Genomic DNA, 14034 nt, shown 5'->3' with positions numbered 1-14034 from the left:
GGACGCTATCGCCCCTTGCCGCCGGCGTTCGCCCCGGGTTCATGCCCTTCGCCGGCTCCGGGTTCGCCGGCCGCTTCCGGTGGCGGGGGCGTGCGGTCTTCTTCCACCGGGCCGGCCTGTTCCGCCGGTTCGCCTTGTCCGGCGGCTTCTTCGGGGCCTTCGGTGTCTTCCGGGTCTTCCGCCGGCTCGTCGACCTGCACCATCCGTACGGCATCGCGCAGAGCCTGCCGTTGTTCCGGCGACATCATGCCGAAGAAGGCCACAAGTGCGGCGGCGGGGTTGTCACTGGCGGACCACGCTTCGTTCATCAGTGCGGCGGCGTAGGCGGCGCGGGTGGAGACCGCCTCATATCGATAGGCGCGGCCTTCTGCTTCGCGGCGCACCCAGCCCTTCTGATGGAGGTTGTCCAATACGGTCATGACCGTGGTGTAGGCGATCGACCGTTCCTTCTGGAGATCTTCCAGGACTTCTCGAACGGTGACCGGGCGGTTCCACTCCCAGACCCGCGTCATCACCGCGTCTTCCAGATCACCCAAGCGTCTCGGCACACAAGAACAATAGTGGGAGATGTCCAGAATGCCCGTTGATCTCGTTGCGTTTGGAGGAGGGAAAGCCGGAAAAGGAGGCGGCCCGGGACGCTCGGTCCCGGGCCGTGGGTGCGTGCGGGCCGCCGGTGCGGCGGCCGGCGGATCAGGCGCCGTGCGCGGTGGACTTCTGCGCCGGGGAAACCGGGGCCCCCGAGGATCCCGAGGCCCCCGACGACTCGGTCCGGGCCAGCGCCGCGTCCACGGCGGCGTCCTCCTTGGACTTGTTCGCACCGCCCTGGCTCTTGATCATCGTCACGATCAGGCAGGTGAAAGCCACCGCCATCACGACGGGCGGGAGCAGGGCTGCGACGTAATCCATGGCGTATGGCCTCCTTATAGGGCGTAAGCCGCCGAGGGTACGCAGCCAGGGTACGCAGCGCTCAGGCGGTGCGGCTCTCCGGGGGCGGGGCGGGCTTGCGGCGGGGCGGGAAGACCTCGCCGGGCGTGGGGATGGGCCGGTCCGGGCGGGGGCTCTTGGGCCGCGGCTCGCGCTGCGGCTGCGGGGGCCGCTTGGGTTCGGGCTCCCGTGCGGGTTCCTGCTCCCGGGCGTTGCGGGCCCCTGAGCGGCCGCCAGGCAGCGCGCGGAGCCGCACCCGTACGGATTGTTCGGCCAGTTGCTCGCAGTGGCGCAGCAGGGCGCTGCGGCGTGCGAGTTCGGCCCCGCCGGCGCAGCGGGTGCGCAGCGAGCGCAGTGCGGCGAGGTCGTCGGGGCCGGGCACGTGCCCGGCGGCCAGTGCCTCCTTCAGCTGCGCGAGGTAGCCGGCGGCGGAGCCGGGCAGGGCGTCGCGGTAGCGGGCGAGGTCGGCCAGCAGGAAGGTGCGCAGCCGGCCGCCTTCGCGGACCGCCTCGTCGACCGCCTCGGCCAGCCGGAGGTATTCCTGGATGTCCCGGTCGCGCTCCGGCCCGGGGGTGCCGGGCGGGGCGGTGGAGGACGTCGTGGTCAGGGCATGGGCGAGGGCGCGACGGAGCACACGCAACTCATCGGCGCTGAACGCCATGCCGCCGCGGGTTCCGTTTGGCATTGGCATGTGGCGACTTTACGACCGATTCCGACAAAACCGGCTTAATTCGTGAATGGTGGCGCGGCAGAACCCGACAGAACCGGTACGGCGGAAGCGGGCCGGCGCCCCCGCGCCGTGCCGTCCCCCTAGGACCGGGCGACGTTCCGCTCGTAGACCAGGCGCAGCCCGATGAGGGTGAGCCAGGGCTCGTGCGCGTCGATCACCGAGGATTCGCCGAGGACCATGGGCGCGAGGCCGCCGGTGGCGATCACGGTCACCTCGTCGGGGTCGTCGGCCAGCTCCCGCGCCATCCGGTGGACCACGCCGTCGACCTGGCCGGCGAAGCCGTAGAGGATGCCGGACTGCATCGCCTCGACGGTGTTCTTGCCGATCACGCTGCGCGGCCGGGCCAGTTCGATCTTGCGGAGCTGGGCGCCCTTGACGCCCAGCGCGTCCACGGAGATCTCGATGCCCGGCGCGATGACCCCGCCGACGTATTCGCCGCGCGCGCTGACCGCGTCGAACGTGGTGGCCGTGCCGAAGTCGACCACCACCGCGGGGCCGCCGTAGAGCTCCACCGCGGCCAGGGCGTTGATGATCCGGTCGGCGCCGACCTCCTTGGGGTTGTCCATGAGGATCGGCACGCCCGTCTTGACGCCCGGCTCGACCAGGACCGCGGGCACGTCGCCGTAGTAGCGGCGGGTGACCTCGCGCAGCTCGTGGAGGACGGAGGGCACCGTGGAGCAGATGGCGATGCCCTCGATGCCGTCGCCCAGGTCGTCGCCGAGCAGCGGGTGCATGCCCATCAGGCCCTGCAGCAGCACGGCGAGTTCGTCGGCGGTGCGGCGGGCGTCGGTGGAGATCCGCCAGTGCTCGACGATCTCCTCACCGTCGAAGAGCCCGAGGACGGTGTGGGTGTTGCCCACGTCAATGGTCAGCAGCATGGCGGTCAGCGGTCCTCACGCGGCTCGGCGTCCCGGGAGCCGGCCTCCTCGCCGCCCTCGTGCCCGCCGTCCTCCTCGCGCAGGTCCAGGCCGATGTCGAGGATCGGCGAGGAGTGCGTGAGCGCGCCCACCGCCAGGTAGTCGACGCCGGTCTCGGCGTAGGAGCGGGCGTTGGCGAGGGTGAGCCGGCCGGAGGACTCCAGCATCGCGCGGCCCGCGACCAGCTCGACGGCCTCCTTGGTCTGCTCCGGGGTGAAGTTGTCCAGCAGGATCAGGTCGGCGCCCTCGGCGAGGATCGGCGGGATCTGGTCGATCCGGTCGACCTCCACCTCGATCGGCACACCGGGGAACTCGGTCCGTACGGCGGTGAACGCCTCGGCCACCCCGCCCGCCGCGATGACGTGGTTGTCCTTGATCAGCGCGGCGTCCGACAGCGACATCCGGTGGTTGACGCCGCCGCCGCAGCGCACCGCGAACTTCTCCAGGGCGCGCAGGCCCGGCGTCGTCTTACGGGTGTCGCGGACCTTGGCCTTCGTCCCTTCGAGGACGTCCGCCCAGGCCCGGGTGGTGGTCGCGATACCGGAGAGCCGGCACAGGATGTTGAGCGCGCTGCGCTCGGCGGTGAGCAGGTCGCGGGTGCGGGTGGTGACGCTCAGCAGCTTGGTGCCGGCCTCGACCCGGTCGCCGTCCTCGACGTGCCGTTCGACCGCGAACTCGTCGGTGCACACGATGGACAGCACCGCTTCGGCGATCCGCAGACCGGCGACCGTGCCGGACTCGCGGGCGGTGAAGTCGCCGGTGGCGACGGCGTCCTCGGGGACGGTGGCGACGGTCGTGACGTCCACGCCCTGGTCGAGGTCCTCCTCGACGGCGAGGTGCGCGATGTCCTCGACCTGTACGGGGTCGAGACCGGCGGCCACCAGGAGGGCGGCCAGGTCGGGGTCGAGCCCGCAGGTCAGCGGGTCGAGCTCGTACGAGGCGTCGTCACCGCCGCCACAGCCGCAGGCGTCGCCGCAGCCACCGGTGGGGGCGCCGCCGCTGGGCCTGCCGATCTGGAGGAGGGGGAGGTCGTCGGGGGTGCTGCTCACGGGATGGGCTCCGTCTTCGGGATGGGGTGGTCGGTGAAGGTCTTGGGGCGGGCGGGCCCGGCGGGTTACGGGAGGGCCGGCGGGAAGCCGGCGTCCTCGGTCGTACGGACGGTCAGCGCGCGGTCCGCGTCCAGGGTGATGCGGAAGTGCCGGCGCCAGGAGGCATCGTCGCGGTCGGGGTGGTCCTCGCGCCAATGGCAGCCGCGGGTCTCCTCGCGGCGCCGGGCGGCGGCGACCAGCACCCGGGCGACGCACAGCAGGTTGGTGGCCTCCCAGGCCTCCACACCGGGCTCGGGGGCCTTCTGCGCGGCCTCCGGGGCGCCGCCCTCCGCGGCGGCCGCCTCGGTGGCCTCCCGGTGGATGCGGTCGAGTTCGGCGGCGGCGCGGGCGAGGCTCTCGGCGCTGCGCAGCACGCCGGCGCCGGCGGTCATGATCCGCTGGACGGCCGTGCGCGTCTCGGGAGCCAGCAGCGGGAGGGTGGTCCGGGACGCGGCCGGCGCACCGGCGGCCACCGGGGCGGGACCGTCCGCGGGACGCGGCGCGGGGCCGCCCCCGGCGATGTCGGCGGCGATCCGCTCGGCGAAGACCAGGCCCTCCAGAAGGGAGTTGGAGGCGAGCCGGTTGGCTCCGTGGACGCCCGTGCAGGCGACCTCACCGCAGGCGTAGAGGCCGGGCACGGTGGTGCGGCCGTGCAGGTCGGTGCGGACGCCGCCGGAGGCGTAGTGCGCGGCCGGGGCGACCGGTACAGGTTCGGTGACCGGGTCGATGCCGTGGCTGCGGCAGGCGGCGAGGATGGTCGGGAAACGGCTCTCCCACATCGGGGCGCCGAAGTGCCGGCCGTCCAAATACATGTGCTCGACGCCCTGTTCGAGCGACCGGCGCAGGATCGCCTTGGCGACGATGTCCCGCGGCGCCAGTTCGGCGAGCTCGTGCTGCCCGACCATGAAACGGGTGCCGTCGGCGTCGACGAGATGCGCGCCCTCGCCCCGTACGGCCTCGGAGATCAGCGGCTGCTGGCCCTCCGCATCCGGCCCCAGATACAGGACGGTGGGATGGAACTGCACGAATTCGAGGTCGGACACCTCGGCGCCGGCGCGCAGCGCGAGGGCGACGCCGTCGCCGGTGGACACGGGCGGGTTGGTGGTGGCCGAGAAGACCTGCCCCATGCCCCCGGTGGCGAGGACCACCGCCGGGGCGTGCACGGCTCCCACGCCGTCGTGCTGGCCCTCCCCCATGACGTGCAGGGTCACGCCGGAGGTGCGACCCGCCTCGTCCGTGAGGAGGTCCAGGACCAGGGCGTTCTCGATGGTGCGCAGTCCGGCGGCGCGGACCGCCTCGACCAGGGCGCGGGAGATCTCGGCCCCGGTGGCGTCGCCACCGGCGTGCGCTATCCGGCGCCGGTGGTGGCCGCCCTCCCGGGTGAGCGCTATCTCGTCGCCGCCCGGGGTGGTGTCGAAGCGGGCACCGGCCGCGATCAGCCGGTGGACGGCGTCCGGGCCCTCGGTCACCAGGGTGCGTACGGCCGCCTCGTCGCAGAGTCCGGCGCCCGCGACGAGGGTGTCGTCCAGGTGCTGCTCGGGGGTGTCGCCGTCGCCCAGGGCCGCGGCGATACCGCCCTGCGCCCAACGGGTGGAGCCGTCGTCGAGGCGGGCCTTGGTGACCACGACGGTCCGCCGGCCGGCCGCGGCGCAGCGCAGGGCGGCGGTCAGCCCGGCCACGCCGGAGCCCACGACGACGACGTCGGCCTCGATGGCCCAGCCGGGGGCGGGGGCCTTCAGGCGTATGCCGGTGCCGGGTACGGGGCCGGTGGCTGTTCCGGTGGCGGGCACGGTCATCGGGTCGCTCCGAGGGGGCCGGTGGGTGGGGTGGGCGGTACGGCGGTCGCGGGCGCGGATCGCTCGCGGGCGGCGGAGGCGGGCGCCGGGGCTTCCTGGTGTACGGGCGTCACGTCGTCGCGGTAACCGGAAGCGGCGCCGGAGGCCGGCGACTCCGTGCCGAAGGTGAGGCGGAGGTTGTCGATGAGGCGCGTGGTGCCGACCTTGGCGGCCACCGCCAGGATCGCCTCGCCCACGTACCCGTCGGAGATCTCCGTGAAGTCGGACGGGTCGACCAGCGCCAGATAGTCGAGCACCAGGGGCGGGTCGAGCCGGGCGGCGTCCTCCAGGACGGCGCGGGCGGCGGCGCGGGCGACGGACGGCGCGTGCCGGGGGACCGCGGCGGCGTACGCGACGGCGTGCGCATCGGCGGCCGCCCGGTCCTCCCCGAGGGCGGCCAGCGCCGCCGAACGGTCCTGGGCCGCGTGGGCCGTGCAGGCGGCCCGGGCGCGCAGCGCCTCCTCGGCGGTGAGCCGGTCGCGGGCCGCGAACAGGGCCGCGGACAGCGCCAGCGCGGTGCGCCGCTCCGGGGCGGACAGATAGCGGTTGCGGCTGGAGAGGGCAAGGCCGTCCTCCTCGCGCACCGTGGGGACGCCGATGATCTCGACGGGGAAGTTGAGGTCGGCGGCCATCCGGGTGATGACGGCGAGCTGCTGGGCGTCCTTCTCGCCGAAGAACGCGAGGTCGGGCGCGGTCAGGTGGAGCAGCTTGGCGACGACGGTCAGCACGCCGTCGAAGTGCCCGGGCCTGCTGGCCCCCTCCAGGCGCGTCCCCATGGGCCCGGCGGTGATCCGGACCTGCGGTTCACCGCCCGGATAGACCTCGTCGACGGACGGCGCGAAGACCGCGTCCGCACCGGCCGCCAGGGCCAGCTCGACGTCCGCGTCCAGGGTGCGCGGATAGCGGTCCAGGTCCTCACCGGCCCCGAACTGCAGCGGATTGACGAAGACGGTGACGACGACCTGGCCCTGCGCCCCGGCCCGCCGGCGGGCGGCGCGGACGAGGGTCGCATGGCCCTCGTGCAGCGCTCCCATGGTCATGACGACGGCCCGCGCGCCACTACGGCGCGGCAGGTCACGGAGCGCGGCGGAGGTGTGGAGGAGGGTCATCGCTCGTCTCCCTCGGGGCCGTGACCGTCCTGGCCCGGATCGTTCGGACCGAGGCCGTCCTGGCCGGGGCTGTCGGGGCCCGGGCCGTTCGGGCCTGTGGCGGGCGGGGAGTCGGGGGCGGCACCGGCGAGCACGCCGAGGAGGTCCTCGGCCAGCTCCGGCTTCAGCAGACCGTGGGCCAGCGCCCGGTCCGCGGTCGCCCGGGCCATGGCGAGGTATCCGGCGACGTTCTGGGGGGCGTGCCGGCGCAGTTCGGCGACGTGGGCGGCGACGGTGCCCGCGTCCCCGCGCGCCACCGGGCCGGTCAGTGCGGCGTCGCCGGAACGCAGCGCGTTGTCGAGGGCGGCGCCGAGCAGCGGGCCCAGCATCCGGTCCGGGGCCTGCACGCCCACGTCACGCAGCAGCTCCAGCGACTGGGCAACCAGGGTGACCAGGTGGTTCGCGCCGATGGCCAGCGCCGCGTGATAGAGCGGACGATCCGCTTCCGCGATCCATTCGGGCTCCCCGCCCATCTCGATGACCAGCGCCTCCGCGGCCATCCGCAGCTCCTCGGGCGCGGTCACCCCGAACGAGCAGCCGGCCAGCCGCTGGACGTCCACGGAGGTGCCGGTGAACGTCATCGCGGGGTGCAGCGCCAGCGGCAGCGCCCCGGCCCGGGTGGCCGGGTCCAGCACCGCCGTCCCGAAGCGCCCGGAGGTGTGCACCAGCAGCTGTCCCGGCCGTACGGCGCCGGTCTCCGCGAGGCCGCTCACCAGGTCCGCGAGGGCGTCGTCGGGGACGGTCAGCAGAACCAGCTCGGCGCGGGCGAGCACCTCGGCCGGGGTGACCAGCGGGACGTCCGGCAGCAACTCGGCCGCCCGCCGCACGGAGGCGTCGGAGACCCCCGACACGGCGACCGGGCGGTGCCCGGCGAGCTGCAGCGACGCGGCCAGGGCGGGGCCGACCCGGCCGGCGCCGACGACCCCGACGGTCAGCCGGGCGGGGCGGTCCTGGGCCTCGGTGGGCGGATGTGCGTTCACGTGGCGATGGCCTTCCGTTCCAGTCCTCAGGGGGTACCGGACGATTCCTCGCCATGCTACGCGAGTGTTTCCGGGGGACTTCAGAGCTGTACGGAGGGTGAGACGCGGATCTCTCACCCGAGTTATCCACAGGGTTTTCCACAGGGCTCGCGGGTTGCGCCCAGCTGCGTCATGATCAGTCCCGACGGCGACCCACCGCACGGGCGAATCAGTCCCGACGGCAATCCACCGCACGGCAACCCACCGCGCGGGCGAAACGGGACCGTCGCCGAACGGCAGACGGGCGGACCGCGGGCAGCCTGAGGGCAGGCTCACGGCCGAAGACAGGCTCACGAAGGACCAGGGGGATGACGGGGATGACAGGAATCACGAAGGACAGCGACGAGGGCAGCGAGGGGGAGCAGCACGGCCACGGCGCGAGCGACGCCGGGAGCGACAGCTCCCGGCGAGCGCGGCGGATCGCCGCACTGCGCCGGGTGGAGCGGTCGCTCTCGCCGGCCCCACGGCCGGAAACGGTCCGCGAACGGCTGGACCGCCTGGTGGCCGACGCCCCCACCGCCTACGACCTGGACAAGATGACCGACGTCTACGCCAACGACGACGGGATAGTAGGCGAGCTGGAACGCCGCACCGCCGAGGCACTCGGCACGGAGGCCGCCGCCGTCTTCCCGACCGGCACGATGGCCCAGCAGGTGGCGCTGCGCTGCTGGGCGGGGCGTACCGGCAACGCGACGGTCGCCGGCCACCCGCTCTCCCACCTGGAGATGCACGAACGGGACGCGTACGCGGTGGTCAGCGGGCTGCGAATGGTCCATCCGACCAGCGCGCCCCGGCTGCCGACCGCCGAGGAGATCCACGGCCTCCAGGAGCCGTTCGGAACCCTGGCCCTGGAACTCCCCCTGCGCGACGCCGGTTTCGTGCTGCCGGAGTGGGACGAGCTGACCGCGGTGGTGGCGGCCGCCCGGGACCGGGACGCGGTGGTGCACTTCGACGGCGCCCGGCTGTGGGAGTGCGGCCCGCACCTCGGCCGCACCCTCCCCGAGATCACCTCGCTCGCGGACAGCGTCTACGTCTCCTACTACAAGTCGCTGGACGGCATATCGGGCGCCGCACTCGCCGGTTCCGAGGACTTCGTCGCAGAGGCACGTGCCTGGCGCCACCGCTACGGCGGCCAGCTGTTCCAGCAGTGGCCCGCCGCACTGGCCGCCCTGGCGGGCCTGGACCGCGAACTCCCCCGGATGCCGGAGTACGTCGCCCACGCCAAGGTGATCGCGCAGGCGCTGCGCGAAGGCCTGACGGCGGCCGGCGTGCCGTGGTTCAGGGTCCACCCGGAGGTGCCGCACACCCATCAGTTCCAGGTGTGGCTGCCGTACCCCTCCGAGGTTCTGGACGAGGCCGTCATACGGCAGGCGGAGGAGAGCAGGACGGCGCTGTTCCGCGGCTGGTTCGGGGGGGAGGCGGGGGAAACGCCGGGGGAGCCCCCCAAGGCCCGCCCCACACCCGAGGTGCCCGGCGCCGCACCCGAGCTTCCGCGCGCCACACCCCAGCTTCCGCGCGCCGCATCCGAGCTTCCCCGCGTCGCCCTCCGGAGGCGTCGCCACCAGCGGATGTCGCGCACGGTGCGCACGGTGTGGGTGCCGGGGAGGGGCGGGGCGGTCTCGCCTCGTCGGGCGGCCCGGTAGGCGTCGAGAAGGTGCTGCTGGTTCACGTTCATGCCGCCACTCTGGAACGGACGGTCCGCCCGCGGCACATCGATTGACGGGAGCCGTCAATCGACGACCGTGCAGGTCGTGGGCTCGCGCATGATGGGCCCATGGCCAACGTCATCGACATCACCGGGCTGCCCCCGGAGCGCATCGTCTTCGCCCCCTCTCCCCTCGCGGAGTTGGGCGCCGCGCTGCACGCGCTGTCGGAGCCGGGGCACCACCCCGGGCTGCACGGCTGGGTCACCGCCACCAACGCGGCCCTGAAGACCGACCTCGCCGACCGGCTGTGCGAGGCGGACTTCCTGTGGCGGTCCTCCCGTTCCGACATCCTGCTGCCGGCCCACCCCGCATCGACGCTGGCCGAGGAACTGGACGAGCTGGACAAGATCGACGACGAGCGGTTCGTGGCCGCCGCGTTCGAGATCTCCTGCTCGGCGACCTACACCCGGGCCACGCCGTCCCCACTGGTCGATGCGGAAGAACGGGCCCGGGTACGGGAGATGGCCGCCGCGCGCGGTCCGCGGCAGGCGGCCTTCACCGACCGGATGCTCACCGACCCCGACGGGCTGCGGGTCTGGCTGCGTCGCCTGCTGGAGGACTGCGAGGACGCGTTCTTCGGGGACATCTGGCGCCGGGTGGGCATCCAGTTGGCAGCCGATGCCCGGCACAAGACCGAACTGCTGCGGCGCAAGGGCCTGGCCGAGACGTTGCCCGCGACCTCGATCGCGCTGTCGCTGGACGAGGCGCAGGACGGGAGCGGCGGCGTCCGCATCATGGTGGACAAGTTGGCCAGGGGCCGTACGACGGCGTTCGCGAGCCCCGGCGATCCCGGCGTCACGTTCCTGCCGACGTCGTTCGGCTGGCCGCATCTGCTGGTCAGTCACGCCCCGGGCTGGCGTCCGGTGCTGCAGTACCCCGTCGCCAGCCCGGAGTTGCCGGCGCCGGCCACGCTGGAACTCACCCAGCAGCGGCTGGAGGCGCTGGGGCATCCGATGCGGATGCGGCTGTGCCGCACGCTGGCGCGGGGGCCGCATACGACGGGGGAGCTGGCGAACGCGTACGGCATCACCTCACCGGAGGTGTCGCGGCACATCACGACGTTGAAGAAGGCCGGGCTGATCCAGACGCGGCGCCGTGGGCGCTACGTGCTGCACCAGCTGGACCTCCAGGTGGTCGCCCGGCTGGGCAGCGACTTCCTGGAGGGCGTACTGCGCTGACTGCCCTGACTGCGCTGACGGGCGTGCTGCAGCGCAATACGCCCTGCGCTGGAGGACGTACCGGACTGGATGCCCTACGTGCCCGCCGGCCCTATGCCCCCGCTCCGCCGGCCCGCACCAGCCCCGTCTCGTATGCCAGCACCACTGCCTGGACCCGGTCGCGGAGGCTCAGCTTCGTCAGGATGCGGCCCACGTGCGTCTTGACCGTCGCCTCGGACAGCACCAGCCGGGCCGCGATCTCGCCGTTGGACAGCCCCTGGGCGACCAGCAGCAGCACCTCGCGCTCGCGGTCCGTGAGCCGCTCCAGCTCGGGGCGACCGGACTCGCCGGAGGTGGCAGGCAGCATGGGCGTGAAGCGGTCGAGGAGCCGGCGGGTGGTGGACGGTGCGACGACGGCGTCGCCGCTCTGCACCGCGCGGATCGCCGCGAGCAGTTCGCCGGGCGGCACGTCCTTGAGCATGAATCCGCTGGCCCCGGCCTTCAGTGCGGAGAAGGCGTACTCGTCCAGGTCGAAGGTGGTCAGGATGAGCACCTTGGGGGCGTCCTCCTTCTGGCCGCCCTCGCAGATCCGACGGGTGGCCTCGACCCCGTCCAGATGCGGCATCCGGACGTCCATGAGGATCACATCGACCTTGGTGGAGCGCAGCACCTCCAGCGCCTCGGCGCCGTTCCCCGCCTCCGCGACGACCTCCATGTCCGGCTGGGCGGCCAGCACCATCCGGAACCCGGTGCGCAGCAGCACCTGGTCGTCGACGAGCATCACGCGGATGGTCATGGGTCAGGGGTCCCTTCGTGGGCTGATGGCGGAGCGGGTGGAGCGGATGTGGCGGGTGGAGCGGGTGGAGCGGATGGAGAGGGTCGATCGGTGGAGCAGGGCGATCGGGTGGAGCGGGTCGAGCAGGGCGCGGTGGGTCGAGTGGGTCGCGAGGGGTGCAGGGGGTCGAGCGGGGCCGTGGGTCGAGCGGGCCGCCGCAGGAGGACCTGCTCGGCTCAGCGCATCACATGCCTCACCGGCCCGGTTTCAGGGGGAGTACGGCGCTGACGCGGAACCCGCCGCCCGGGCGCGGGCCGGCTATCAGGGTGCCGCCGACCATACCGACCCGTTCCCGCATGCCGATCAAACCGTGGCCGAGGCCATCCGCCCCGCCCGATTCGTAGAGCTCGTGCTGCGCACCGCGGCCGTCGTCCTCGACGAGCAGTTCGAGGTCGTCGTCCCGGTAGCTGAGGCGGACGGTGGCGGCGACGTCGGGCCCGCCGTGTTTGCGGCTGTTGGTGAGCGCTTCTTGGACGATGCGGTACGCGGTCAGTTCGACGCTGCTGGGCAGCGGGCGCGGCTCGCCCTCCACCCGGAAGTCGACGGGCAGTCCGGCACCGCGGACCTGGTCGATGAGGTCGGTGAGCTGTTCGACGCCGGGCTGGGGGACGTATTCGCCGCCTTCGGCCTGTTCGCCGGTGCGCAGCACGCCCAGCAGGCGGCGCATCTCGGCCAGTGCCTGGCGGCCCGTGCCGGAGATCGTTTCCAGGGCCTGCCGGGTCTGTTCGGGCGCGGCGTCGAGGACGTAGGCGGCGCCGTCGGCCTGGACGACCATGACGGAGACGTTGTGGGCGACGACGTCGTGCAGTTCGCGGGCGATCCGGGCGCGCTCGGCGGCGACCGCGATACGGGCCTGGGCCTCGCGCTCCTTCTCCAGCCGGGCGGCCTTCTCCTCCAGCTGGGCCCAGTAGGCGCGGCGGGTGCGCACGGAGTCGCCGAGGACCCAGGCCAGCACGAAGGGGACGGTGAGCAGCGCCGTGAAGAACAGGCTTTCCCACAACTGCCGGTTCTCGGGTCCCTCCCCGAAGCGCACCAGGGACAGGGCCGGGCCGACGAGGGCGCCGGCGAGGGCGCAGCGGGCGGCCCAGCGGGCGGTGGAGGTGCCGGATGCGACGGTGTACGTGATCACGAACATCGCGAAGTTGCCGATATTGGGCGGGATGTCGAAGATCAATTGGCCGACGCCGATGGCGGCCGTCAGCAGCAGCATCTTCACCGGGGCCTTGCGGCGCAGCGCCACGACGAGGCAGAGGCCGACCGTGAAGATCGCGGCGGCGAGCTGGCGCATGCCGCTGACGTCGCCGACGATCCACAGGCTGGTGAACCCGAGGAGAAGGACGGCCCAGAAGGTGTCCACTCCCGTCGGGTGCCTGCGGAGGAAGTCATAGAGGCGCTGCACGTCACCCAGCGTAGGCAGAGCGGATAGGTGTACGAGTCAACCGGAGGGGCGATCCTCTACGTCAGCTCTACTCCCCAAGGTGGAGACTCCATGCACCAAATGTGTCGGACCGGGGGACGGCCTGCACATCAACCCGTGGGTTGACCCGGCGGCCTCGCCCGTACCGTGGGGTGGTGACGAATGAGTGGTGCGGCTGGCGGGACGCGACCGAGCGGGCGCTGTACGGGGCGGACGACGGCTTCTACACCCGGCCCGGTGGCCCCGGCCCGGCCGGCCATTTCCGCACGTCGGTGCATGTTTCCCCGCTGTACGCCGGTGCCGTCGCGGCCCTTCTGCGCCGGGTGGACGGCGCGCTGGGCCATCCGGAGGAGCTGGCGCTGGTCGATGTGGGCGCGGGCCGCGGTGAGCTGCTGACGGGGGTGCTGGCCGCGCTGCCGGACGAGGTGGCCGCCCGGCTTCACCCGTACGCCGTCGAGCGGGCCGCGCGCCCCGGGGGGCTGGATCCGCGGATCGACTGGCTGGGCGAGCTGCCGGCACCGGGCTCGGTCACCGGGCTGCTGTTCGCGAACGAGTGGCTCGACAACGTGCCGGTGGACGTCGTCGAGACGGACGGGGACGGGGTGGCCCGCCGGGTGCTGGTCCGTGCGGACGGCACGGAGCGGCTGGGCGAGCCGGTCGACGGCGCGGACGCGGAGTGGCTGCGGCGCTGGTGGTCGCCGCCGGCCCCGTCCGCCGCTCCCACCGTCCGTGCCGCTCCCACCGTCCGTGCCGCGCCCTCCCCCGGGCTCCGCGCGGAGATCGGGCGCCCTCGGGACGAGGCGTGGGCGCGGGCCGTCCGTACGCTGCGCGCCGGGCTCGCGGTCGCCGCCGACTACGCGCATGCGCGCCAGGACCGCCCGCTCTTCGGCACCCTCACCGGCTTCCGCGACGGCCGCGAGGTGCGCCCCGTCCCGGACGGCAGCTGTGACATCACGGCGCATGTGGCGCTGGACGCCTGCGCGGGGCCGTCGGCCGAGCTGCTGACCCAGCGGGAGGCGCTGCGCGCCCTGGGGGTGGACGGCCGCCGTCCGCCGCTCTCCCTGGCGTCCACCGACCCGGCCGCGTACATCCGGGCCCTGGGTACGGCCGGCGCGGCGGCGGAACTGACCGATCCGGCGGGTCTCGGCGGCTTCGGCTGGCTCGTGGAGCCGGTGGGCGGGGAGTGCGCGGGCCTGCTCAAGCCGTGAGGGCGGGGCTTCTCGCCGACGTTCCCCGCCGGCGTTCCAAGGGGTGGGAC

General features: G+C 73.5%; 13 protein-coding genes. 3 read left to right on the top strand and 10 right to left on the bottom strand.

Annotated features, from left to right (window positions below; genetic code table 11):
* Window positions 1–5: 5 nt before the first annotated feature.
* From IG62_RS0114005 to IG62_RS0113970, 8 genes are all read right to left on the bottom strand, one after another.
* Window positions 6–512, bottom strand: a complete 507-nt coding sequence (locus IG62_RS0114005; protein WP_037838295.1) for a BlaI/MecI/CopY family transcriptional regulator — start codon at window positions 510–512, stop codon at window positions 6–8.
* Between the two features lie 178 nt (window positions 513–690).
* Complete coding sequence (locus IG62_RS0114000; protein WP_051798047.1) at window positions 691–906, bottom strand: hypothetical protein; 216 nt, start codon at window positions 904–906, stop codon at window positions 691–693.
* A 61-nt stretch (window positions 907–967) separates the two neighbouring features.
* Window positions 968–1585 carry a hypothetical protein gene (locus IG62_RS0113995; RefSeq protein WP_030801692.1) on the bottom strand — a complete coding sequence of 206 codons (618 nt, stop codon included), beginning with the start codon at window positions 1583–1585 and terminating at the stop codon, window positions 968–970.
* Window positions 1586–1734: 149 nt separating this feature from the next.
* Window positions 1735–2532 (bottom strand): type III pantothenate kinase, encoded by a 798-nt coding sequence (locus IG62_RS0113990; RefSeq protein WP_030416769.1) that lies wholly within the window; start codon window positions 2530–2532, stop codon window positions 1735–1737.
* A 5-nt stretch (window positions 2533–2537) separates the two neighbouring features.
* Window positions 2538–3620 carry a carboxylating nicotinate-nucleotide diphosphorylase gene (gene nadC / locus IG62_RS0113985; protein ID WP_030801689.1) on the bottom strand — a complete coding sequence of 361 codons (1083 nt, stop codon included), beginning with the start codon at window positions 3618–3620 and terminating at the stop codon, window positions 2538–2540.
* Between the two features lie 65 nt (window positions 3621–3685).
* On the bottom strand, window positions 3686–5455 hold the full coding sequence (locus IG62_RS0113980; RefSeq protein WP_051798044.1) for an L-aspartate oxidase: 1770 nt from the start codon (window positions 5453–5455) through the stop codon (window positions 3686–3688).
* On the bottom strand, window positions 5452–6603 hold the full coding sequence (gene panC, locus IG62_RS0113975; RefSeq protein ID WP_051798043.1) for a pantoate--beta-alanine ligase: 1152 nt from the start codon (window positions 6601–6603) through the stop codon (window positions 5452–5454). The genes IG62_RS0113980 and panC overlap by 4 nt, the downstream gene beginning before the upstream one ends.
* A complete protein-coding gene (locus IG62_RS0113970) occupies window positions 6600–7622 on the bottom strand; it encodes a Rossmann-like and DUF2520 domain-containing protein (protein WP_030801678.1) in 1023 nt (340 codons plus the stop codon). Before IG62_RS0113970 ends, panC begins: the two co-directional genes overlap by 4 nt.
* 356 nt (window positions 7623–7978) lie before the next feature.
* Here IG62_RS0113970 and IG62_RS0113965 point away from each other — a divergent pair, with 356 nt between their 5' ends.
* A complete protein-coding gene (locus tag IG62_RS0113965) occupies window positions 7979–9304 on the top strand; it encodes a threonine aldolase family protein (RefSeq protein ID WP_234326487.1) in 1326 nt (441 codons plus the stop codon).
* Between the two features lie 131 nt (window positions 9305–9435).
* Window positions 9436–10545, top strand: a complete 1110-nt coding sequence (locus IG62_RS0113960) for a DUF5937 family protein (protein ID WP_030801673.1) — start codon at window positions 9436–9438, stop codon at window positions 10543–10545.
* 91 nt (window positions 10546–10636) lie between these two features.
* Here the strand turns inward: IG62_RS0113960 and IG62_RS0113955 are convergent, their stop codons facing one another.
* Together IG62_RS0113955 and IG62_RS0113950 are read right to left on the bottom strand one after the other, a co-directional pair.
* Window positions 10637–11320: a response regulator gene (locus IG62_RS0113955; RefSeq protein WP_030801671.1), complete on the bottom strand. Its 684-nt coding sequence runs from the start codon at window positions 11318–11320 to the stop codon at window positions 10637–10639.
* 232 nt (window positions 11321–11552) lie between these two features.
* Window positions 11553–12758 carry a sensor histidine kinase gene (locus IG62_RS0113950; RefSeq protein WP_030801669.1) on the bottom strand — a complete coding sequence of 402 codons (1206 nt, stop codon included), beginning with the start codon at window positions 12756–12758 and terminating at the stop codon, window positions 11553–11555.
* Window positions 12759–12931: 173 nt separating this feature from the next.
* Here IG62_RS0113950 and IG62_RS0113945 point away from each other — a divergent pair, with 173 nt between their 5' ends.
* A complete protein-coding gene (locus IG62_RS0113945; protein ID WP_030801666.1) occupies window positions 12932–13984 on the top strand; it encodes an SAM-dependent methyltransferase in 1053 nt (350 codons plus the stop codon).
* The last annotated feature ends 50 nt before the right edge of the window (window positions 13985–14034 follow it).

The organism is Streptomyces sp. NRRL S-337 (genome assembly GCF_000720175.1).
Taxonomy (GTDB): domain Bacteria; phylum Actinomycetota; class Actinomycetes; order Streptomycetales; family Streptomycetaceae; genus Streptomyces; species Streptomyces siderophoricus.
The sequence above is the reverse complement of the archived record's forward strand: the minus strand, read 5'-3'. Positions and strand labels throughout refer to the sequence as shown.